Genomic DNA, 19,266 nt, shown 5'->3' with positions numbered 1-19,266 from the left:
CGATGTCCGAGGCGAGGACGCGCCGCATCCGGGTGCGGGTCGAGGGGCTGGTACAGGGCGTGGGGTTCCGGCCGTTCGTGTGCGGTCTGGCCGGTACGTACGGGGTGTCGGGGTTCGTCGGCAACGACCCGGGCGGGGTGTTCATCGAGGCCGAGGGCGAGCCCGGCGTGCTGGAGGCGTTCACCGCCGGGCTGACCGGCAAGGCGCCGCCGCTCGCCCAGGTCGAGCGCGTACGAGTGGAGCCCGCCGAGCCCGTCGGAGAGCCGGGTTTCCGCATCGTGCCCAGCCGGCGTGCCCTGTCCGGCGCGGGGCCCGCTGCGGGCGTGGCGCTGGTGTCGCCGGACGCGGGGACGTGCGCCGCCTGCCTGCGCGAGCTGCGCGACCCCGGTGACCGCCGCTACCGGTACGCGTTCGCCAACTGCACCGACTGCGGGCCGCGCTTCACCATCGTCACCGGCGTGCCGTACGACCGGTGCGCGACGACGATGGCCGGCTTCGCGATGTGCGCCGCCTGCGCGCGCGAGTACGCCGACCCCGCCGACCGGCGCTTCCACGCCCAGCCGGTGTGCTGCCCCGCGTGCGGTCCCGCGCTGCGCGCCCTCGACGCGGACGGCCGACCGGTGGACGGCGACCCGATCGAGGTGGCGGCCCGGTGGCTGGAGTCGGGGCGGGTCGTGGCCGTCAAGGGGCTGGGCGGCTACCACCTCGCCGTGCTCGCCGCCGACGAGGCCGCCGTGGCCGCGCTGCGGGCACGCAAGCGCCGCGAGCGGCGGCCGTTCGCGGTGATGGCGGCGGACGTCGCGGCGGCGGGGACGCTGATCCACCTGGACCAGGCGGCCGAGCGGCTGCTCACCGGCACGAGCCGCCCGATCGTGCTGGCTCCGCGCCGCCCCGGCGCGCCGGTGGCCGACGCGGTGGCGCCGGGGGCGCGGGATCTCGGGGTGATGCTGCCGTACACGCCGCTGCACCACCTGCTCTCCGACCGCCTGTCCGCGCCGTACGTGCTGACCAGCGGCAACCTCACCGACGAGCCGATCGCCTACCGCGACGAGGAGGCGCTGCGGCGGCTGGCGGGCGTGGCCGACGGCTTCCTCGTGCACGACCGGCGCATCGAGGCCCCCGCGGACGACTCCCTGGTGCGCGCCTTCCGCGGGCGCGCGCTGACGTTGCGCCGGTCCAGAGGGTACGCGCCCGCCCCCATCGCCGTGCCCTGGCGCTTCCCCCGCCACGTGCTGGCCTGCGGCGCCCAGCTCAAGAACACCTTCTGCGTGGCCAAGGGGAACCAGGCGTTCCTGTCGCAGCACATCGGCGACCTGGAGAGCTACGAGACGCTGCGCTGCTTCACCGAGGGCGTCGAGCGCTTCTGCCGGCTCTTCGGCGTACGCCCCGCCGTGGTCGCCCACGACCTGCACCCGGAGTACCTGTCCACCGCGTACGCCCGCGAGCGCGAGGGCGTGGACCTGGTCGGCGTGCAGCACCATCACGCGCACATCGCCTCCTGCCTGGCCGAGCACGGTCACGGCGGGCCGGTCATCGGGGTGGCGTTCGACGGGCTCGGCCTGGGCACCGACGGCACGCTGTGGGGCGGCGAGCTGCTGGTCGCCGACCTCGCCTCCTTCCGGCGGGCGGGGCATCTGGAGACGGTGCCGATGCCGGGCGGCGCGGCGGCGGTGCGGCAGCCGTGGCGGATGGCGGCGGCCTGGCTCGACCGCGTGCACGGGGATGTCCCGGCGTTGACCGAGCGGCATCGGGACCTGTGGCCGGCGGTTGTCCAGATGGCGCGAACGGGGTTGAACGCGCCGCTCACCTCCAGCGCCGGGCGGCTGTTCGACGCGGTCGCGGCGGTCGCGGGCGTCTGCGACGTGATCGGGTACGAGGGGCAGGCGGCCGCCGAGCTTGAGGCCAGGGTGGACGCCGGGGAGCGGGGCGCGTACCCCGTCCGGCTGGTGGCGGGCGACCCTCTGGTCATCGCGGCGGGCGACCTGGTCGCGGCGGCGGCCGAGGACGCCGCGGCGGGGGTGGACGCGGGGCGGATCGCCGCGCGCTTCCATCGCGGGCTGGCCGATGCGGTGGTGCGCGCGGTCGAGGTGCTGGGCGAGGAGACCGGGCTGCGCACGGTGGCGCTGTCCGGCGGTGTCTTCCAGAACATGGTGCTGCTTGAGGCCATGGTGTCGGGCCTGGAACGCGCGCGCTTCCGGGTGCTGACGCACTCCCGGGTGCCGCCGGGCGACGGCGGCATCGCGCTCGGGCAGGCGGTCGTCGCCGCGGCCGACGACCGCCGTTGATCTTCCCGTACGGCCCAGCGAGTCTTCTTGTACGGCGTCAGCGAGTCTTCTCTTACAGCGTCAGCAGATGCGCGGCAGCGGGTCGCCGACCAGCATGTCCACGATCCTGGTGCCGCCGAAGGCGGTGTTGAGCAGCACCATCCCGGCCGGTCCAGGCTCGATCGAGCCCACCACCGCCGCGCCCTCGCACACCGGGTGAGCATGCAGTGCCGCCACCGCGGCCTCGGCGTGCTCGCCGTCCACCACGGCCACGAACCTGCCCTCGCACGCCACGTACAGCGGGTCAAGGCCGAGCAGCTCGCAGGCGCCGCTCACGATCGGGCGGACGGGAACGGCGCGCTCGTCCACCGTCACGGCCACGCCCGCGCCGCGCGCGACCTCGTTCAGCACGGTCGCGACCCCGCCCCTGGTGGCGTCGCGCACCATCCGCACCGGTACCGCGTCGAGCAGCGCCGCGACGGCGTCGTGCACGGGCGCGGTGTCGGAGGTCAGGTCCGCCTCGATGTCCAGGTCGCCCCTGGCGATCATGACGGTGATGCCGTGCTCGCCGATCGGCCCCGACACGATCACCGCGTCGCCCGGCCTGACCTGCGGCTCGCCCAGCGTGACCGGCCGATCGAGCACGCCGACGCCGGCCGTGGTGACGTAGCAGCCGTCGGCCTTGCCGCGCTGGACCACCTTGGTGTCGCCGGTGACCACCCGCACCCCGGCCCGCTCGGCGGCGGCGGCCATCGAGGCGGCGATCCTGCGCAGGTCGGCGATCGGGAAGCCCTCCTCCAGGACGAACGCCGCCGACAGCGCCATCGGCCTGGCCCCGCAGACCGCCAGGTCGTTGACGGTGCCGTTGACCGCGAGATCGCCGATGTCGCCGCCGGGGAAGAACAGCGGGGAGACCACGTACGCGTCGGTCGTGAACACCAGCCGGCCGGTGCCGAGGTCGAGCGTCGCGCCGTCGTCCAGCGGCCGCAGCGCCGGGTTGCTGAAGGCGTCCACGAAGACGGCCTCGATCAACGTCCTTGACGCCTTGCCGCCCGCGCCGTGCGCCAGCGTCACCCGCTCCTCGGTGATCTTCGGCTTGCGGTTGCGGGCACGTTCGATCCGTTCGAGGACTTGCTCCTCGCGGGAGGCGGGCTCGTGACGGCCGGACTCGGCCAGCGCCCGTTCGGCCCACGCCGCCGTGGTGGGGACCCTGTCGCTCATGTGCGGCTCCCCAGGGTCACCGGCACGGGCTCGCGCCTGCGGGTGAAGCGGCCGAAGTTGTAGTACGCGGCGCAGGCGCCCTCCGACGACACCATGCAGGTGCCGATGGGCGTCTCCGGCGTGCAGGCGGTGCCGAACACCTTGCACTCCCACGGCTTCAGCACGCCCTTCAGCACCTCGCCGCACTGGCACGCCTTGGGGTCGGCCACCCGTACGCCAGGCACGGAGAAACGCGTCTCGGCGTCGTAGCGCGCGTACGCCTCCCGCATCCGCAGCGCGGAGTTCGCGATGAAGCCCAGCCCGCGCCACTCGAAGTGCGGCCGCAGCTCCATCACCCGGGAGATGGCCGACAGCGCCCGCCGGTTGCCGTCCCACGGCACCACCCGCGTGTACTGGTTCTCCACCTCGGCCCGGCCGTCGGCGAGCTGTTGCAGCAGCATGTACACCGACTGCAGCACGTCGAGCGGCTCGAACCCCGCGCACACCAGCGGCCTGCCGTAGTCGCGGGCGATGAACTCGTACGGCCGGCAGCCGATGACCGTGGAGACGTGGCCCGGCCCGATGAAGCCGTCGAGGCGCAGGTCCGGCGAGTCCAGGATGGCCTTGATCGCCGGGATGATCGTCACGTGGTTGCAGAAGACCGCGAAGTTGCCGATGCCCTCGGCCTCGGCGCGCAGCACGGTCATCGCCGTGGACGGCGCGGTGGTCTCGAACCCGATGGCCATGAAGACGACCGTGCGGTCCGGGTTCTGCCGGGCGATCTTGAGCGCGTCCAGCGGCGAGTACACCATGCGGACGTCCGCGCCCGCGGCCTTGGCGTCGAAGAACGAGCCCTGCCCGCCGGGCACCCGCATCATGTCGCCGAACGACGTCATGATCACGCCGGGCTCTCGGGCGATGGCGATCGCGTCGTCCACCCGCCCCATCGGGATGACGCAGACCGGGCAGCCGGGGCCGTGCACCAGCGACACCGACTCGGGCAGGTAGTCCTCTAGCCCGTGCTTGTAGATCGTGTGCGTGTGACCGCCGCACACCTCCATGAAGGTGTAGCGCCGTCCGGGCTCGCACAGGTCCCGGATGCGCGCGGCCAGCCTCCTGGCCTCGCCGGCGTCGCGGTACTCATCGACGAACCGCACTGTCCCGCCTCTCAGGTGATGTCGGATTCCGCGAGCGCTTCGAGCTCATCGGTGTACGCCTGCCCGAGACCGCGCAGGAGCTCCAGCGTGGCCGCCGCCTCCCGCTCGTCGATCTTGGACATGGCGAAGCCGACGTGCACGAGCACCCATTCGCCGGGACGTATGCCGTCCTGGTCGACCAGCCCGACGTTGATGACCCGGCGGACGCCCGCGACCTCGACCTTGGCGAGTTCGGGCTGTCCGGGGATGAGTTCGACGATCTCGCCGGGAATGCCCAGGCACATCGGCCGCCTCGTTTCCTTTCACATCCGTCGCATGGTGATGTAGCGCTTGATGGCGGGCAGTTCCCGCCAGACCATCGTGATGATCGCGGCCCCTGCGAACAGGGCCAGCCACTTGCCTAGCTGCCGCATGTCGGCCTTTCACCTCCTCTCGCGCTAGCTGGGTGAGAGGTTCGGCATGCCCGACACGATCGGGTTCTCCTTGCGTGGGCGTACGCCCGTGGAGCGCCGTGCGTCGGCGGTGCCGTCCTTGCGGTGGCCGCGCTGGCGGCGGTAGTTGCCCGTCGCGTTGCCCTGCCGCACGCCTTTGACGTGCGAGGGCGTGTCGGGCTGCACGTCGGGCTCGCCTACGCGAATGCGTGCCATGTCGTCCTCCTCATCGGTCGGGTACGGCTTCATCGAGTTCCGCGAAGAAGGCCGCGATGCGGTCCCAGAGGCGCTGCCCGCCGGACATGCCCGTCCACTCGCGGCGGACCAGCGCGACGAGCCGGTGGCAGTCGTCGATCGGCACCAGCCAGCGCTCGTCCATGCCGCGCACCATCGCGACCAGGAACGCCTCCACCGCCGGGCGAATCGACGCCAGCTCCGCGTGGCGGCTCGCGAGCCGGTCCCAGGCGTCGGCCTCCACCTCCCAGCGGGTGGCGCCGGCCGGGCTCGGATAGTGCGCGACCACCGTGCCGCCGGAGCCGCGGACGAAGAACGCCAGGCCCACGGGCACGCCCAGCTCGGACGGCGACGGCCCGGCCAGGCGCACCCGCCGATCGGGCACCAGCAGGAACCGCCCCGGCGCGCCCTCTCCATGCTCGAACAGCAGCGCGCAGGCGCGGCAGGCGCACAGCAGCAGGTCCTTGCGCTCCTCCAGCAGGTGGGCGTGCTCGCCGGGCAGCGGCTCGCCGCACAGCTCGCACGGCTCGGCGGCCCGCCTGCGGGCGACCGGCCGCTCCATCACCCGCCCGAGCGCGGTCGCGGGACCGGACGTGCAGCCGGATTGGAGGCCGGGCGCTACGCCGGGCGTGAGGCCGGGAGCGGGACCGCTCATGGGGCCGTCCCTGAGGAGGCGGCGGGGTGGCGGGCGAGCGGGCCTGTCTCAGAGGCGGCGGGGCGGCGGGCGAGCGCGTCGAGCGGGATGAACGCCGTCTCCCGCTCCCCCGCAGAACCCTGACCCACGGTCACCCCGTGCAGCACGAACAGGTGCGCGAGCAGCACGTCATCAGCCAGCGACGCGCCCAGCTCGGGCGAGGCCGCGGTGACCCGGTCCACGACGCGGGCGAGCGCCTCCCCGTACACCCCGGCGAGCGTGGCGATCGCGTCGAGCGCCAGCTCGGCGGTGGGCCCCTGGGCCGACTCCAGCTCGTTCAGCAGCTCCTCGAGCAGCTCCAGCCGCCCGGCGACGGCCCGCTCGTCCAGCCTCTCCGGCCGCTGCTCAGTCATGCCCGCCGCCGAACATCGGCGAGTGCAGCTTGCGCACCGTACGCCCCTTGCCGAGGTACATGTGGACACCGCAGGGCAGGCACGGGTCGAAGCTGCGCACCGCCCGCATGATGTCCACGCCCTTGAAGTTCTCGGGCCCGTTCTCCTCGAAGATCGGCATGTCCTGGACGGCGTCCTCGTACGGGCCCGGCGTGCCGTAGTGGTCGCGCGGGCTGCCGTTCCACGGCGTCGGCGGGTACGGGTGATAGTTGGCGATCTTGCCCTTCTCGATCACCAGGTGGTGCGAGAGCACGCCGCGCACCGCCTCGTGGAAGCCCACGCCGATGGCCTGGTCCGGCACGTCGAAGTCCTGGAACACCTTGGTGTCGCCGCTGCGCACCCGCTGCATCGCCCGCTCGATGAAGTACACGGCCATGGCGGCGGCGTACGCGACGAAATAGACGCGGGCGCGGTTGCGCTCGATGGCGTTGGACCACTGCGGGATCCGCCACTCCAGCGTGACCTCGGGCAGCTCGGGCCCCTTCGGCAGGTTGATCTGCACGCTGGAGCCGGTCGACTTCACATACGGCGTGTCCACCAGCCCGGCCAGCGCGGTGGTGTAGAGCCGCGCGAACGGCCCGCCGCCGGTGTCCAGCGCCAGGTGGTCGCCGGTGCGCTGGTCGAACCAGCGCGGGCTCATCACCCAGCTGTACTTGCCGTCGAAGTCCCGCTTCTGCGGGGCGGGCAGCGTGGTCTGGTTCCACGGGTGGCGCATGTCCACCGGGTTGCCGAGCGGGTCGTGGGTGACGAACGGCTCCTCGTTCACCCAGTCCTCGTAGTAGGAGCTGCCGAGCAGGATGCGGATGCCGAGGTTGATGTCGACGAGGTTGGTCGTGATGAGCTCGCCGTCCACGACGATGCCGGGGGTGACGTACATCGCCTTGCCCCACTCGTTCATCGTGTCGTAGCGGTAGTCGACCACGTCGGGGTCCTGGAAGGCGCCCCAGCAGCCGAGCAGCACCCGGCGCAGGCCGACCTCCTCGTAGCCGGGCAGCGCCTGGTAGAAGAAGTCGAAGACGTCGTCGTTGAGCGCCACGGCCTTCTTGATGAAGTCGATGATGTTCATCAGCCGCGACAGGTAGTCGGTGAAGACTGACGGCGACGGCATCGTGCCGACGCCGCCCGGATAGACCGTCGACGGGTGCACGTGCCTGCCCTCCATCAGGCAGAACATCTCGCGCGTGACGCGGCTGACGGTCAGCGCCTCCTTGTACGCCTCGCCCTCGAACGGGTTGAACGCCCGCATGATGTCGGCGATCGTGCGCCTGCCGTGGATGCCGGCGTTCGGCGCGTCGGTGGTCTCGGCCCGCTGCAGCACGCTCGGGTTGGTGCCCTTGACCATCGCCTCGCAGAAGTCGACGAAGACCAGGTTGTCCTGGAAGAGCGTGTGGTCGAACATGTACTCGGCGGCCTCGCCGAGGTTGATGATCCACTCGGCGAGCTTCGGGGTCTTGATCCCGTACGCCATGTTCTGCGCGTAGACCGAGCACGTCGTGTGGTTGTCGCCGCAGATGCCGCAGATGCGGCTGGTGATGAACCCGGCGTCCCGCGGGTCCTTGCCCTTCATGAACACCGAGTAGCCGCGGAACAGCGAGGACGTGCTGTGGCACTCCACCACGCGCTGGTTCTCGAAGTCGATCTTGGTGTAGATGCCGAGGTTGCCGATGATCCTGGTGATCGGGTCCCAGGACATGTCGACGAGCGTCCCCGGCTTGTGCGCTGCTTTCTCCTGCTGCTCGATGGCCATCGGCCGTGCTTTCCTTCCTCGTGCTCGCCAGCGGCTCTACGGGCGCCAGCGCGGGTTGTATCCGCTGGTCAGCGCCTCACGGTTGTGCCGCCACCGGGGCTCTCTGTTGACGGTGTGGTTGGTGAGGCCGCGCATCCTGCGGACGAACGCCCCGTACGGCTTGATCAGGACCGACGACAGGTGGCCGCCGGGCGGCTCGTCCATGAACGGCATGAACTTGTCCGGGAAGCCCGGCATGGTGCAGGCGATGCAGATGCCGCCCACGTTCGGGCAGCCGCCGATCCCCCGCATCCACCCGCGCTTGGGCACGTTGCAGTTGACCACCGGGCCCCAGCAGCCGATCTTCACCTGGCACTTGGGCGAGTTGTAGTCGCGGGCGAAGTCGGCCTGCTCGTAGTAGGCGGCCCGGTCGCAGCCCTCGTGGACGGTCTTGCCGAACAGCCACTGGGGCCGCAGCATCTCGTCGAGCGGGGGCGGCGGCGCGCTGCCCGCGGCGTGGTAGAGCACCCAGGTCAGGGTCTCCATGAAGTTGTCCGGCTGAACCGGGCAGCCGGGGACGTTCACGATCGGCAGCCCGCCGGTCGAGCGGAAGTCCCAGCCGAGGTAGTCGGCCAGGCCCATGCAGCCCGTCGGGTTGCCGGCCATCGCGTGGATGCCGCCGTACGTGGCGCAGGTGCCGATGGCGACCACCGCCCACGCGCGCGGGGCGAGCCGGTCGATCCAGGTGTTCAGGGTGAGCGGCTGGCCGGTCTCCGGGTCGTTGCCGAACGACGTCCAGTAGCCGTCGCCGTTGATCTTCTCGTTGGGCACCGAGCCCTCGATGACGAGGATGAACGGCTCCAGCTCGCCGCGCGCGGCGGCCCTGAACGGCGCCAGGTAGTCCTCGCCGCCGAGGCTCGGCGACAGCACCTTGTTGTGCAGGTGGACCTTGGGCAGGCCGGGAATGTTGCCGTTGACCACGTCCTCGATCGCGGGCTGCGTCGCCGCGGTGATCGAGACGGTGTCACCGTCGCAGCTCATGCCCTCGGATATCCACAGGATGTGCATCTCGTCGTAGCCGGCGGTCGTGCCGCCCTGCTGCTGCGTCTGTGTCATGCGCGCACCTCGCTGGCGTCCTGCTGGTAGGTGATCGACTCGACGACGACCCCGGCGTCGGCCGCGAGCTCGACGTCCACGCCGCCGCAGCGCGGGCAGGCGACGAGCGCGAGCGCGTCGGTCGCGGGCGTACGCGCGCCGCAGCCGCCGCAGCTCACCGCGGGCGGCTCGGTGATCAGCTCGATCCGCGCGTCCTCGGCCGGCGTACCGGCCGCGGCCACGCGGAAGCCCTGCTCGACCACCTCCGGGTCGGCGCGGTGCCCGGCGAACGAGACGCGGACGCGTGCCGCGGCCACCCGCCGTCCCTCCGCCCTGCGCAGCAGCGCCTGGACGATCTCGTCGCACATTCCCGTCTCATGCATCGGCGCGCTCCCTGTCGGCTGCTGGGTCGGCTGCTGGGTCGGCTGGTGGGTCGGCTCGTCGGTGGGCTTCGTCACACGCCAGTGCCGTCACCGCCGCGACCGCGCCTTCGACGGCGGCGGCGACGGGCTCCGACAGGCCCATGACCTCGTCGATGGTCTGGGGGCGGCAGCCCACCAGCAGCACTCTGGGCACCCGGCCGCCCAGCCTGGCGAGCAGGTCGAGCACCGCCTGGGGATGCATGCCGTGCCCGTTCACGGGCGGCGACGTTTCGGGTACGGGCTCGTCGTCGATCTCCAGGACGGCCACGGTGCCGGGCGGTCCGTCGATCTCGACCGCGTCCACCATGATCAGCGTGTCGTACGCGCCGCCGAGCAGCTCGTAGGCCAGGTGGACGCCGCGGATGCCGTAGTCGGCCACCCGTACCGACGCCGGCACGGCCATGGGATCCATGCGCCGGACCACCTCGACGCCGAACCCGTCGTCGCCCAGGAAGACGTTGCCGATCCCGGCCACCAGCACCCGGTTCATGCGGGCTCACCGTCCAGCGGCTCGGTCTCGTCGGGCGAGAAGTAGCGGTAGCGGCCGTACCACTGGTTCAGCTCGGCCGCCGGGTCGTCCTCCAGCGTCACCGCGAGGTGGGGGGCGCCATCGACGTCCTGCAGCACCGCCTCCACCAGGGCGGTCCTGCCGTCGAGGAACATGTCCTGCGGATCAGAGCCGCGCAGCCTGGGCCGCAGCCGCACCCTGCTGCCCCTGCGCACGACCTTGCCCGCCACTTCGACGGTGTCGCTGTGCGCCTCCGGGTGCCACGAGGGCGCGGGGCTCTGCGGGTCCCTGATCGTGCCGTGCAGGCGGGCCAGGTCCTCCGGGGTCATCGCCTCGACCCGGTCGATGATGGCGGCGGCGCGCGGGTCGGTTGCGCGCGCCTCCCGCTTCTCGGCGTCGGTGAGCGTCAGCGTGCGCAGCGACAGGATCTCGTCGATCTCGGTCGCGTCGTGCAGGTCGCCGGGGCTCTCCGGGGCGACGCGCGGGTTGTCGTAGAGCAGGATCGGCGACGACAGCACCACCTGCTCGCCGCTCAGCACCGGGTACGTCTGCGCGTTCACGCACTTGCCGGCCGCCTCGCACGCCCAGCCGGGCGGGTCGAGCAGCGAGACGAACCGGCCGCCCGGCACGGTGAGCAGCGTGTGGCAGGCGATCAGGGCGTGCGGCAGCGCCTCGTCCCTGGGCGCGTCCCGCGGCGGGCCCAGGGTGGCGTTCTCGGTGCGTACGCGGAGCTTGAACAGGCTCTCCCCCGCGCGCAGCGGCGCGTCCGCGGTCACCTTGCACGGCGTCAGCGAGAGCGTCACCCGGGTGCTCAGCGGCCACTTGCGCCACCGCGTACGCCCTTCGCCGCCGGGCAGCGGGCTGACCGTCTCCGAGCCCGGAATCTTGAGGTTGAGCAGCTTCTCGCCGGCCAGCAGCTCCGCCACGGACGCCGCGACGTCGAGCTCGCGCGGCACCCCCTCGTCGAAGCCCAGCACGTCGCCGACCCGGTCGGCCGCCCGGTGGCCGCCGCCCGGCAGCCGCTCCTCGGGCGTGCGGCGGCGCAGCTGCAGGAACCGGAGCCGGCCCCGTACGGTGGCGCCGGCGGGCGCGACGAGCAGGCACTCCGTCTGCTGCCACCACGACTCCGCCGAACCCGCCACACCGCCGCCCTCAAGGTCGTGCGCCCTCGCCCACGGCTCCGGCAGCAGCACGCCGAACTGCCACCTGACCTGGTTCTTCGGCGATGAACGGCGATAGGGATAGAGCAGGTAGCCCTCGTACAGGACGGAGTCCGCCACCGCCAGCGCGGCCCGGAAACCGGGCACGGCGTCGATGTCGTTCGCCTCCACGGGAGTGGCCCCCTTGCTTCCCCTGGTCGTATGTGACTCTTCTCGGTATAGCCACGCCGACCTGGGACAAGTAGGTGAGCCACTCCCCTAGGTGCAGTCCTCACTTAGCGGTTCTTGGTGATCCATCCGGGCGGGAATCGGGGCTTGCGTTCCGAACGCCCGCTCCACCCCAACAGGATTTGGCCACCGCCTTGCCTCGCGGACCGCCTCACAGCCACGTGCGGAGGTCGTCGATGTCGACGAGCGGCAGGCCCCAGCGCAGCGCGGACGCCTCCAGGTCCGCCGCCCCGGCCATGACGCCGTCCGGGCGCATCACCTCGCAGCACACGCCCACCGGCGGCAGGCCCGCGGCCAGGCACAGGGCGACGGTCGACTCGGTGTGCCCGGCGCGCTCGCGCAGCAGGCCCGGCCTGGACGCGATCGGGATGACGTGGCCCGGCGTGACGAAGTCGGCGGGCGTGGCGTCGGGGCGGGCGAGCTGCCGTACGGTCGCGGCGCGCTCGGCGGCGCTGACCCCGGTGCCGGTGGAGGCGGCCAGGTCCACCGGCGCGTGGAAGGCCGTGCCGTGGCGGTCACCCGGGCCGTCCAGCGCCGGGATCTCCAGCCGTTCCAGCACCTCCGGCGCGCAGGGCACGCACGGGTAGCCGTACACCTCGGTCAGCAGGAACGTGAACGCCGCCGGGCGCAGGCCCGCCCCCGCGAAGATCACGTCGCCCTCGGCCTCGCGGGCGGGGTCCCACACCATGACCGCGCCGCCCGCGGCGATCTGGCGTACCGCCTTCTCCACCCCGACCCGGCCCGACAGGTGCCCGGCCCAGCCCAGCGCGGCGACCGCCTTGGCGACGTGCGCGCTCGCCGTGGCGGGCGCGGCCGCCAGCCTGCCCACCATGTCCGACTCCAGGTTGACCCGGTCGCCCACGGACAGCTCGGCCAGCGTCGTCCCGGCGAGCGTGGACGGGATCAGCGCCACCGAGAAGCGGTCCTTGACGACCTCGGCCACGGTCAGGCTCACGCCGTCCACCACGATCGAGCCCTTCGCCATGACCTTGGCCATGAACCGGTCCGGCGGCCGGATCCACAGCCGCCGCCCCAGCCCGGGATCCTCGTCGGCGCGTACGACCTTGCCGACGCCGTCGACGTGCCCCTGCACCAGATGCCCGTCCAGCGGGTCGCCGACGGTCAGCGGCGTCTCCAGGTTCACCCGCCGCCCGGGCTCCGGCATCTCGTCGAACGTCGTGCGGCGGCGGGTCTCGGTGCTGACCGACATCCTGATCAGCTCGCCCTCGACGTGCTCGGCGGTCAGGCGGATCCCCGCCACGCTCAGCGACCCGCCGGGCGCCAGCCGTCCCGCGCACTTGGGCGCCCTGATGACGACGTCGTTCGCGCCGACGGACTCGATCACGCCGATCTCGTGGATTCTGCCGGTGAACATGCCCTTCCCCTTTCACGCTGGTGTCCGGCCGCGCTCGCGGCCCGATGGCGTCAGGGACCCGATCATCGGAGTCCGAGAAGGGGGCGGGGTATCACCGCATGGCTCCGGAATCACACCGGATCGTTCCTCCGACGGGAGAAACCGGCGGGCTGTCACCGCCACACCTGGCTTTGCACCGCCTTCACGATAACTCCCGCCCCGAGGCCGATGAAGAGGCCACCGCTGCTGCGGAGAGATCGCCAAGGGATGCAGGATGAACCGGACCGGATCTCCCCGGCAGAAGGGCGCAGCTCGTGTCCTCGGGTTATCCGGCCCGCAGGCGGCTGTGGCCGCAAGTGCCCGACGCCATAGCTCTTGGTTATGGCTACAGGTCTTGGACGTGTGCGAGTGTGCGGTCGCATCATCGGGGCCATGATCGCCCGACCGATACCCTCTTTTCCGGCACTCAGGTGGTGGGCGGTGCTGCTGGTTTGCGTACCTCTTCTGATGGTCGCCGCCTGCGGTGCCGGCGCGGCCATCGAGCCATCCCCCACCGTCGCCACGTCCGCCTCTGGGCAGGTGGTGCCGGAGGCGCAGGCGTACGTGGACGCCGTTAACGCCAAGGACCTGGCCGCCCTCGTCGCGTCCTTCGCGCCGGACGGCGAGATCGTGGACGTCTCCCGCAGCATCAAGGGCCACGACGCCATCCGCGCATGGGCCGACCGCGAGGTGATCGGCGGGTCGCTGCGGGTCATCGAGGTCGCCGAGCAGCGGGCCGACGGTCAGAAGCTGCTCGTGTACTGGGCTCCGGCGGGCTCGGACGGCTGGCGCGCCCACTACGACTTCACCGTCGGCGGCGGGCGCATCGTCAAGGCCGACCTGCAGTACGCCTGACCCGCGTCACGCGGAGTCCAGCACCTTCTGGGCATTGGCGTACCGGGTGCGCTGGAGGGTCGCCAGGCGTTCGACCTCCTGCTTGTGCCGCGCGATGACCGCCCGCTGGGCGTCGGCGTACGCGGCGAGCCGGGCGCCGCTGTAATTCACCTGAAGGCGGCAGCGCTCGTCGGCGACGGCCGTGCTGAGCTCGTCCTTCGTCGGCGGCTCGGTGTCACGCCTGCTCGCCCAGCGCGGGTCCGCCTCCGCTTCGGCGGGCATGGCGTAGCGGTGGCCGGCCTTGCGCATGCAGGCGCTCCACGCGGCGTTCGCGGCCTTGATGCGTTCGTCCTGGTACGCGATCTCCGCTGCGTCGTCCATGTAGACGTAGAGCTGCTTGTAGATGTGCGGCTTGGCGGGCGCGACGCCGTCGGGGCCCGGGGCGTCGCCGTTGAGCCTGCGCTGCGCCTCCCCGTCGCACCCCTCGGGCGGCACGGGCTTGCCGCGGAATCTCTTCACCGTTCCGGTCTGCACCGCGTCCTGGCTCGGCGGGATCAGGTAGCCGCGGATTCCGTCCACGGCCGCCGCGACCTCCGCGAGCTGACCGCGCGGGCCGCTGTAGCCGTACGTGCCGACCTGCTTCGCGCCGAGCCAGCCGAGGTAGGAGGCGTTCTTGGGATAGGTGACCGGCCGGGTGTCGTGGGGTTTGAACGGCAGGCCGTAGCGCGACAGGCAGCGCTCGATCAGGTGGTAACGCGCGGTTTGGACGACCGAACGCTCGACCGCGTTCAGGTCGTAGGCGTCCAGCGGGAGGACGAGGTCCTTCGCGCTCGTCACCCGGCGCTCTTGAGGAGGCGCCGGCTCGGTCGAGCAAGCTGCGACGACGACCAGGAGGGCGGCTGAGAGCGTTCGCGGCGGTAAGGGAAGCTTCATGATCAAATTCTCCGGGATCGACGATGGCCGCTGCTCGTGGTCGATGTGAAGGGTCTCCAGCCGGGTGCGGGGGCCGTGGTGATGGTGCCCGCCGGGGTCGGGATACTCGGGCTCAGCGTCGGCTTCTTCTTCGTGCTGACCCCGATGATCAGCGCGGCCGCGCGGGCGCTGCCGCCCGAGCAGGCCGGAGCCGGCCTCGGGATCCTGCAGGGAGCCCAGTTCCTCGGCGCGGGCGCGGGTCCCGCCGTTCTCGGCGTGCTGGTGACGGCGCGGCAGCAGGCCGGTGCGGACGCGCTCAACCCGCTGCACGCCGGGGACGCGGCCGCCGCCTACTCCGATGCCTTCCTGGCCATGGCCGCGATCGCCGTCCTCGCGGTGATCGTCGCGCTCAGGATGCGCCCAGGTCGCGGCGGCGCAGGCCGTACAGACCGAGCACAGTGAGCAGAACGGCGAGCAGCACCAGCCTCGGCTCCCGCGTTACGGCCGGACGATGACCTTGCCCTTCGCGTGGCCCCGGGCGACGTGATCGTACGCCGACGCGGCGTCCGCCAGCGGGACGGTGCGGTCGGCGACGATCTCCGCGCCGTTCCGACCGCAAGCGGCTCGTCCACCCCCGACTGGGCGTCATCGAGCTGGACTGTCTGAGCCTCGCTGAGGGAGGACGGCTCCCAGCGCCGCCTGACGTCCCCAGCGAGCGCAGCGCCTCACCGGCCCGAGACGGCCGTCAGCTCCGCTGGGTCGAGCCGCGTTCCACCAGCGTGGGGGCGATGAGCTGCTTGAGCGGGCGGGCGATGGGCGTACCCGAGATCTCCTCGAGCAGCAGGTCCACCGCGATGGTGCCGATCTCCTCTGCGGGCAGCCGCACCGTGGTCAGCGGCGGCGACAGGAAGGCGGAGAACGGGTGGTCGCCGAACCCGATCACCATCATGTCGTCGGGCACCTTCAGCCCGTGCTCTTCCAGCGCCCGGTAGAGGCCGAGTGCGAAGTAGTCGTTGCCGGCCACGACCGCGTCGGGCAGCCGGGTCCTGCGCAGCATGCGGCGGGCCACCTGGTACGCCTGCTGCGGCTGCCAAGGCAGCGCGGCCTGCTCGTGGCGGCGGGTGGGGACCCGCATGATGCTGCCGCGCGGCACCGGCAGCCCGGCCTCGGCCATGGCGCGGCGGAAGCCGGCGATGCGGTGGTCGATCGTGGTGATCGGCAGATCTTCTTCCAGCACCACGATCGAGCGGGCGCCGCGTTCGATCGCGTGGGAGGTGGCGCGGTAGCCGCCGAGCTCGTTGTCGGTGCCGACGAAGCGGTAGCCGAGGTCGGGCAGATCACGGTTGATCAGCACGGTCGGCACGCCCACGGAGCCGAGCCGCCGCCACGCCTCGGTCCCGGACTGCACGGGCACGACGATCGAGCCGCTCACCGACGAGCGCAGCAGCGACTCGGCGGCGCGCATCTCGTGCTCTTCCGACTCCTCGGTGACCGTGAGCAGCAGCGAGTAGCCGTGGGAGCGGGCGCGGGTCTCGATGGTGGAGATGAGCTGCGCGTAGAAGGGGTTGGACGGGTTGGTGATGGCGAGGCCGAAGGTCATCGCCGAGCCCAGGACGAGCGAGCGCGCCATGGAGTTGGGGACGTAGCCGACCCGCTCGGCCTCGGCCCGTACCCGGGCCCTGGTCTCCTCACCTATGCCGTCCTTGCCGGAGAGGGCACGCGAGACGGTGTTGACGGAAAGGTTCAACGTCGCGGCGATGTCCCGCAAGGTATGACGTCGAGCCCCAGCCATTCGCATGCCCCCTCTGGTCGGTTTCCGCGGTCGCTCTCAGCTCTTGACCGTGAGATAGATGCGCAGTTTGGCGGACGGGTCGGTGCCCGTCACCGTGCCGCGCAACCGCAACCATTGTCCGAAATGATCTACCGGCCATGTCACCAAACCGGGTCCGTTGATGACATGTTCCTTGCCGTCGAGGTCGCACCAGGTCAGGCCGTCCGGCGAGATCTGGGTGACCAGCCGCACCTCGGTGTCCTGGCCGGAGGTGGCGAGCGTGTGGATGAAGAACCGCGCCTCGCCGGCCCAGGCCACTTCGTACGGCTCCGTGGCGAAGTCGGAATCGAACGTCGTGTCCCGTTCGAGGACCGCCGTCTGCACCTGCCGCATTACGTCACCACTCCGTGGAAATGAGTACCGAGTCAAGGAAGAGGAAGTTGCGGACCGTCGAGTGGGTCCGTACTGAGAAGTAGAAATTCAGCAGGTTCTCCAGGGAGTCGTAGCGCTCCTTGTACGGCGGCACCGGAACGTCCGACATGTCCATGATGCGATCGTTGACCTGCAACTCGACGTTACGTCGTGCTTCGGTGTCGATGACCCAGCGCAGGTAATGCCAGTTGACCTTCGTCGGCACCTCGTTGTAGCAGAGCTCCTGCGGTTCACCGAACGGATGCCAGTCTTCGGGGTTGGGCGCGGTGAAGTCGGCGCCGTACTCCAGCTTGATCTTTCCTTCGAGGTGCTCGCGCGGCGTCGGCTCCGGCACGATCGGATACATCCACTGGCGCTTGAGCTTGTTGTCCAGCGACGTGTTCATGTAGCGGGCCACCGTGTGATAGCGCAGGCCGCCGTCGCCGCACAGGTCGGTGGCCACGGTGAAGCAGCCGAACTGCGCCTCCGACGGGTGCAGGTTGCCGTCCCAGGTGACGTCGCCGAACTCGTCGCTCGCGCTGCCGTCGATGGTGGCCTCGGCCTTGTACGTGAAGTACGCCTCGATCTGCAGCAGGCCGCGCCCGCTCATGGTGAGCCGCCTGATGGCGGTGGCGGTGTGCCCCGTGTACGGCCGGGTGGCCAGCTTCAGCGCGTACGAGCCGGTCATCGCGCCGTGGCTGCCGATGTCGAAGAACGTGCAGTTGGACAGCTGCGGGGGCCGGAAGTCCCGCATGTGGTCGTCCACGGTGGACAGGTCGCCGTTGCCGTTGTAGTTGCCCAGCAACTCGGTCCAGCCGTGGGTCCCCGAATTGAAGTCGTCGTACGCGAGAATGCGTCGAAGCGGGGAAAACTTCGACAGTCTCGGGTCTGCCGACAAAATGGCAGTACGAAGTTCTGCGGCCAGGTCGGGCCGCTCCGTCGTGGTCATCGCCGAATGCTCCTGAAAAGGTCTTGGCACAAAAGAGTCGCGAATGCCTACGCCCGACCGATCGACCGGAGTGAGTCATGCGGTCACAGTCGGACGTTAACGTTAATGTTGCGCGGCGGTCAACCCTTGGGTGGCCACCCCACGTGGCCCGAGACCCTCACAGCGTAGCGGTGACGAACTGTTACCACCGCACGTTTGCGCAGGTAGTATGCATCGCCAGAGGCCGTACGCGAGCGCTGGAGCGGCAGAAGACGGGGGACGGACCCTTGACGGTCGGGGCCGGTCATCCTAGCATCAGCCAGCAATCGCATTAACGTTAATGTTCCCGGCAGGAAACACTCCGGCCACACCGCCGGCCGGTGCCCCGCCGCCCCCTCCCCCCGTATTCGTCCCTCTCTCAAGATCGGCCGGCCGCCCGCCGGCCGATCCCCTCAAGCCCCCGAAAATCCCGCCATGCGCCGACGGCGTCATGGCTCTATCTGGAGTTGCCTGTCGATGCTGAAACGGGAAGCCCACCGACAGCGAGCGGGCCGGCCATGACCGCGTACCTCATCCGGCGCTCGCTGTTCGCCGCGTTCGTGCTGTGGGGCGCCGTGACCATCGTGTTCCTGGTGCTGCGGTTGGTTCCCGGCGACCCGGCCCTGCTCATCCTCGGCTCCGACGCCACCCCCGACGAGATCGAGCAGCTGCGCGAGCAGATGGGGCTCAACCAGCCGCTGCTCGTGCAGTACGGGATCTACTTGGCCGACGTGGTGCGGTTCGACTTCGGCGACTCCTACCGCTACCACGCCGACGCGATGGGCCTGGTGCTCGACCGGTTCCCGCTCACCCTGCAGCTCGCCGTCGTCGCGATGGTGATCGGCCTGGTGCTGGGCATCGCGCTCGGCGTGGTCGGCGCGCTGCGGGTCAACCGCCTGGCCGACCGCATCGTCTCGGTGTTCGCGCTGCTCGCGCAGTCGATGCCGTCGTTCTGGATCGGCATCATGTTCATCCTGGTCTTCGCACGGCAGCTGCACATCTTCGCAAGCGGCGGCCACGGCGGGTTCGACCGGCTGATCATGCCGGGCGTCACGCTCGCGCTGCCGCTGATCGCGATCCAGATCCGGCTGACCCGCAGCGGCCTGCTCGACGTCGTGCACGAGAACTACATCCAGACCGCGCGGGCCAAGGGCCTGCCGGAGCGAGTGGTCATCTTCCTGCACGCCATCCGCAACGCGATCATCCCGATCGTGACCGTGGCCGGCCTGGAGTTCGGCAAGCTGCTCGGCGGCGCGGTGATCGTCGAGACGGTGTTCTCCTGGCCCGGCGTCGGGCGGCTGCTCATCGACTCCATCTCGGCCCGCGACTACAACGTCGTGCAGGCCGCGATCCTGCTGATCGCCGGCGGGTTCGTCCTGATCAACCTGATCGTGGACGTCCTGTACGGCTACCTCGACCCGCGCATCCGGCTGGGACGGTGACCATGGACAGGCCAATGGACCAGGT

General features: G+C 71.1%; 22 protein-coding genes. 4 read left to right on the top strand and 18 right to left on the bottom strand.

Translation table 11 applies throughout. The features are described 5' to 3' along the window. The first annotated feature begins 2 nt into the window (after positions 1 to 2). The gene (hypF, locus tag WBK31_RS36805) at positions 3 to 2,285 is read left to right on the top strand and encodes a carbamoyltransferase HypF (protein WP_406673904.1); all 2,283 of its coding nucleotides are present in this window, start codon (positions 3 to 5) and stop codon (positions 2,283 to 2,285) included. A 60-nt stretch (positions 2,286 to 2,345) separates the two neighbouring features. On the opposite strand, the gene hypE is transcribed toward hypF, so the two are convergent. The 13 genes from hypE to WBK31_RS36740 form a co-directional block, all read right to left on the bottom strand. After that, positions 2,346 to 3,485, bottom strand: a complete 1,140-nt coding sequence (gene hypE, locus WBK31_RS36800; protein ID WP_364064223.1) for a hydrogenase expression/formation protein HypE — start codon at positions 3,483 to 3,485, stop codon at positions 2,346 to 2,348. Next, complete coding sequence (hypD, locus tag WBK31_RS36795) at positions 3,482 to 4,621, bottom strand: hydrogenase formation protein HypD (protein WP_364064226.1); 1,140 nt, start codon at positions 4,619 to 4,621, stop codon at positions 3,482 to 3,484. The genes hypE and hypD overlap by 4 nt, the downstream gene beginning before the upstream one ends. Positions 4,622 to 4,632: 11 nt before the next feature. Continuing rightward, positions 4,633 to 4,905: a HypC/HybG/HupF family hydrogenase formation chaperone gene (locus WBK31_RS36790; RefSeq protein ID WP_364064228.1), complete on the bottom strand. Its 273-nt coding sequence runs from the start codon at positions 4,903 to 4,905 to the stop codon at positions 4,633 to 4,635. A gap of 18 nt (positions 4,906 to 4,923) precedes the next feature. Further along, entirely contained in the window at positions 4,924 to 5,034 is a 111-nt protein-coding gene (locus WBK31_RS36785) for a DUF6893 family small protein (protein WP_378785793.1), read from the bottom strand. Between the two features lie 24 nt (positions 5,035 to 5,058). Continuing rightward, positions 5,059 to 5,268 (bottom strand): hypothetical protein, encoded by a 210-nt coding sequence (locus WBK31_RS36780; protein WP_364064231.1) that lies wholly within the window; start codon positions 5,266 to 5,268, stop codon positions 5,059 to 5,061. Positions 5,269 to 5,278: 10 nt separating this feature from the next. Beyond that, entirely contained in the window at positions 5,279 to 5,941 is a 663-nt protein-coding gene (locus WBK31_RS36775) for a DUF5947 family protein (protein ID WP_406673903.1), read from the bottom strand. Then, positions 5,938 to 6,333 (bottom strand): hypothetical protein, encoded by a 396-nt coding sequence (locus tag WBK31_RS36770; RefSeq protein WP_364064237.1) that lies wholly within the window; start codon positions 6,331 to 6,333, stop codon positions 5,938 to 5,940. Before WBK31_RS36770 ends, WBK31_RS36775 begins: the two co-directional genes overlap by 4 nt. After that, positions 6,326 to 8,119, bottom strand: a complete 1,794-nt coding sequence (locus tag WBK31_RS36765) for a nickel-dependent hydrogenase large subunit (RefSeq protein WP_406673902.1) — start codon at positions 8,117 to 8,119, stop codon at positions 6,326 to 6,328. The genes WBK31_RS36770 and WBK31_RS36765 overlap by 8 nt, the downstream gene beginning before the upstream one ends. Positions 8,120 to 8,155: 36 nt before the next feature. Further along, positions 8,156 to 9,214, bottom strand: coding sequence for a hydrogenase expression protein HypE (locus tag WBK31_RS36760; protein ID WP_364064243.1), 1,059 nt, complete (start codon positions 9,212 to 9,214; stop codon positions 8,156 to 8,158). Further along, positions 9,211 to 9,576, bottom strand: a complete 366-nt coding sequence (locus WBK31_RS36755; RefSeq protein WP_406673901.1) for a hydrogenase/urease maturation nickel metallochaperone HypA — start codon at positions 9,574 to 9,576, stop codon at positions 9,211 to 9,213. The genes WBK31_RS36760 and WBK31_RS36755 overlap by 4 nt, the downstream gene beginning before the upstream one ends. Further along, on the bottom strand, positions 9,569 to 10,105 hold the full coding sequence (locus WBK31_RS36750) for a hydrogenase maturation protease (RefSeq protein ID WP_406673900.1): 537 nt from the start codon (positions 10,103 to 10,105) through the stop codon (positions 9,569 to 9,571). Before WBK31_RS36750 ends, WBK31_RS36755 begins: the two co-directional genes overlap by 8 nt. Then, positions 10,102 to 11,454, bottom strand: a complete 1,353-nt coding sequence (locus WBK31_RS36745) for a hypothetical protein (RefSeq protein ID WP_406673899.1) — start codon at positions 11,452 to 11,454, stop codon at positions 10,102 to 10,104. The genes WBK31_RS36750 and WBK31_RS36745 overlap by 4 nt, the downstream gene beginning before the upstream one ends. Positions 11,455 to 11,662: 208 nt before the next feature. Beyond that, positions 11,663 to 12,886 carry a riboflavin synthase gene (locus WBK31_RS36740; protein ID WP_406673898.1) on the bottom strand — a complete coding sequence of 408 codons (1,224 nt, stop codon included), beginning with the start codon at positions 12,884 to 12,886 and terminating at the stop codon, positions 11,663 to 11,665. A 459-nt stretch (positions 12,887 to 13,345) separates the two neighbouring features. Between WBK31_RS36740 and WBK31_RS36735 the strand changes: the two genes are divergently transcribed. Beyond that, complete coding sequence (locus WBK31_RS36735; RefSeq protein WP_364064257.1) at positions 13,346 to 13,759, top strand: nuclear transport factor 2 family protein; 414 nt, start codon at positions 13,346 to 13,348, stop codon at positions 13,757 to 13,759. 6 nt (positions 13,760 to 13,765) lie between these two features. On the opposite strand, the gene WBK31_RS36730 is transcribed toward WBK31_RS36735, so the two are convergent. After that, positions 13,766 to 14,575: a hypothetical protein gene (locus WBK31_RS36730; protein ID WP_406673897.1), complete on the bottom strand. Its 810-nt coding sequence runs from the start codon at positions 14,573 to 14,575 to the stop codon at positions 13,766 to 13,768. Positions 14,576 to 14,707: 132 nt separating this feature from the next. Here WBK31_RS36730 and WBK31_RS36725 point away from each other — a divergent pair, with 132 nt between their 5' ends. After that, positions 14,708 to 15,112 carry a hypothetical protein gene (locus WBK31_RS36725; protein ID WP_364064261.1) on the top strand — a complete coding sequence of 135 codons (405 nt, stop codon included), beginning with the start codon at positions 14,708 to 14,710 and terminating at the stop codon, positions 15,110 to 15,112. 36 nt (positions 15,113 to 15,148) lie between these two features. On the opposite strand, the gene WBK31_RS36720 is transcribed toward WBK31_RS36725, so the two are convergent. The 4 genes from WBK31_RS36720 to WBK31_RS36705 form a co-directional block, all read right to left on the bottom strand. Beyond that, positions 15,149 to 15,247, bottom strand: a complete 99-nt coding sequence (locus WBK31_RS36720; RefSeq protein ID WP_364064753.1) for a zinc-binding dehydrogenase — start codon at positions 15,245 to 15,247, stop codon at positions 15,149 to 15,151. A gap of 148 nt (positions 15,248 to 15,395) precedes the next feature. Next, positions 15,396 to 16,442, bottom strand: a complete 1,047-nt coding sequence (locus WBK31_RS36715) for a LacI family DNA-binding transcriptional regulator (protein ID WP_406675557.1) — start codon at positions 16,440 to 16,442, stop codon at positions 15,396 to 15,398. A gap of 36 nt (positions 16,443 to 16,478) precedes the next feature. After that, positions 16,479 to 16,814, bottom strand: a complete 336-nt coding sequence (locus WBK31_RS36710; protein WP_364064267.1) for a hypothetical protein — start codon at positions 16,812 to 16,814, stop codon at positions 16,479 to 16,481. 4 nt (positions 16,815 to 16,818) lie between these two features. Then, positions 16,819 to 17,781 carry a DUF6772 family protein gene (locus tag WBK31_RS36705; protein ID WP_364064269.1) on the bottom strand — a complete coding sequence of 321 codons (963 nt, stop codon included), beginning with the start codon at positions 17,779 to 17,781 and terminating at the stop codon, positions 16,819 to 16,821. Positions 17,782 to 18,317: 536 nt separating this feature from the next. Between WBK31_RS36705 and nikB the strand changes: the two genes are divergently transcribed. Then, on the top strand, positions 18,318 to 19,241 hold the full coding sequence (gene nikB, locus WBK31_RS36700; protein ID WP_364064272.1) for a nickel ABC transporter permease: 924 nt from the start codon (positions 18,318 to 18,320) through the stop codon (positions 19,239 to 19,241). The last annotated feature ends 25 nt before the right edge of the window (positions 19,242 to 19,266 follow it).

It is taken from the genome of Nonomuraea sp. N2-4H, assembly GCF_045291505.1.
In the GTDB taxonomy this organism is placed as follows: Bacteria; Actinomycetota; Actinomycetes; order Streptosporangiales; family Streptosporangiaceae; genus Nonomuraea; species Nonomuraea fastidiosa.
This window is presented reverse-complemented; position numbering and strand designations above follow the sequence as displayed.

What these genes read in the sequence shown, in the direction of transcription:
- WBK31_RS36760 (WP_364064243.1), bottom strand. Translation starts at nt 9,214, where the DNA reads ATGACACAGACGCAGCAGCAGGGCGGCACGACCGCCGGCTACGACGAG.
- WBK31_RS36750 (WP_406673900.1), bottom strand. Translation starts at nt 10,105, where the DNA reads ATGAACCGGGTGCTGGTGGCCGGGATCGGCAACGTCTTCCTGGGCGAC.
- WBK31_RS36765 (WP_406673902.1), bottom strand. Translation starts at nt 8,119, where the DNA reads ATGGCCATCGAGCAGCAGGAGAAAGCAGCGCACAAGCCGGGGACGCTC.
- hypE (WP_364064223.1), bottom strand. Translation starts at nt 3,485, where the DNA reads ATGAGCGACAGGGTCCCCACCACGGCGGCGTGGGCCGAACGGGCGCTG.
- WBK31_RS36715 (WP_406675557.1), bottom strand. Translation starts at nt 16,442, where the DNA reads ATGGCTGGGGCTCGACGTCATACCTTGCGGGACATCGCCGCGACGTTG.
- WBK31_RS36770 (WP_364064237.1), bottom strand. Translation starts at nt 6,333, where the DNA reads ATGACTGAGCAGCGGCCGGAGAGGCTGGACGAGCGGGCCGTCGCCGGG.
- WBK31_RS36780 (WP_364064231.1), bottom strand. Translation starts at nt 5,268, where the DNA reads ATGGCACGCATTCGCGTAGGCGAGCCCGACGTGCAGCCCGACACGCCC.
- WBK31_RS36740 (WP_406673898.1), bottom strand. Translation starts at nt 12,886, where the DNA reads ATGTTCACCGGCAGAATCCACGAGATCGGCGTGATCGAGTCCGTCGGC.
- WBK31_RS36785 (WP_378785793.1), bottom strand. Translation starts at nt 5,034, where the DNA reads ATGCGGCAGCTAGGCAAGTGGCTGGCCCTGTTCGCAGGGGCCGCGATC.
- WBK31_RS36775 (WP_406673903.1), bottom strand. Translation starts at nt 5,941, where the DNA reads ATGAGCGGTCCCGCTCCCGGCCTCACGCCCGGCGTAGCGCCCGGCCTC.
- hypF (WP_406673904.1), top strand. Translation starts at nt 3, where the DNA reads ATGTCCGAGGCGAGGACGCGCCGCATCCGGGTGCGGGTCGAGGGGCTG.
- nikB (WP_364064272.1), top strand. Translation starts at nt 18,318, where the DNA reads ATGACCGCGTACCTCATCCGGCGCTCGCTGTTCGCCGCGTTCGTGCTG.
- WBK31_RS36755 (WP_406673901.1), bottom strand. Translation starts at nt 9,576, where the DNA reads ATGCATGAGACGGGAATGTGCGACGAGATCGTCCAGGCGCTGCTGCGC.
- WBK31_RS36790 (WP_364064228.1), bottom strand. Translation starts at nt 4,905, where the DNA reads ATGTGCCTGGGCATTCCCGGCGAGATCGTCGAACTCATCCCCGGACAG.
- WBK31_RS36710 (WP_364064267.1), bottom strand. Translation starts at nt 16,814, where the DNA reads ATGCGGCAGGTGCAGACGGCGGTCCTCGAACGGGACACGACGTTCGAT.
- WBK31_RS36705 (WP_364064269.1), bottom strand. Translation starts at nt 17,781, where the DNA reads ATGACCACGACGGAGCGGCCCGACCTGGCCGCAGAACTTCGTACTGCC.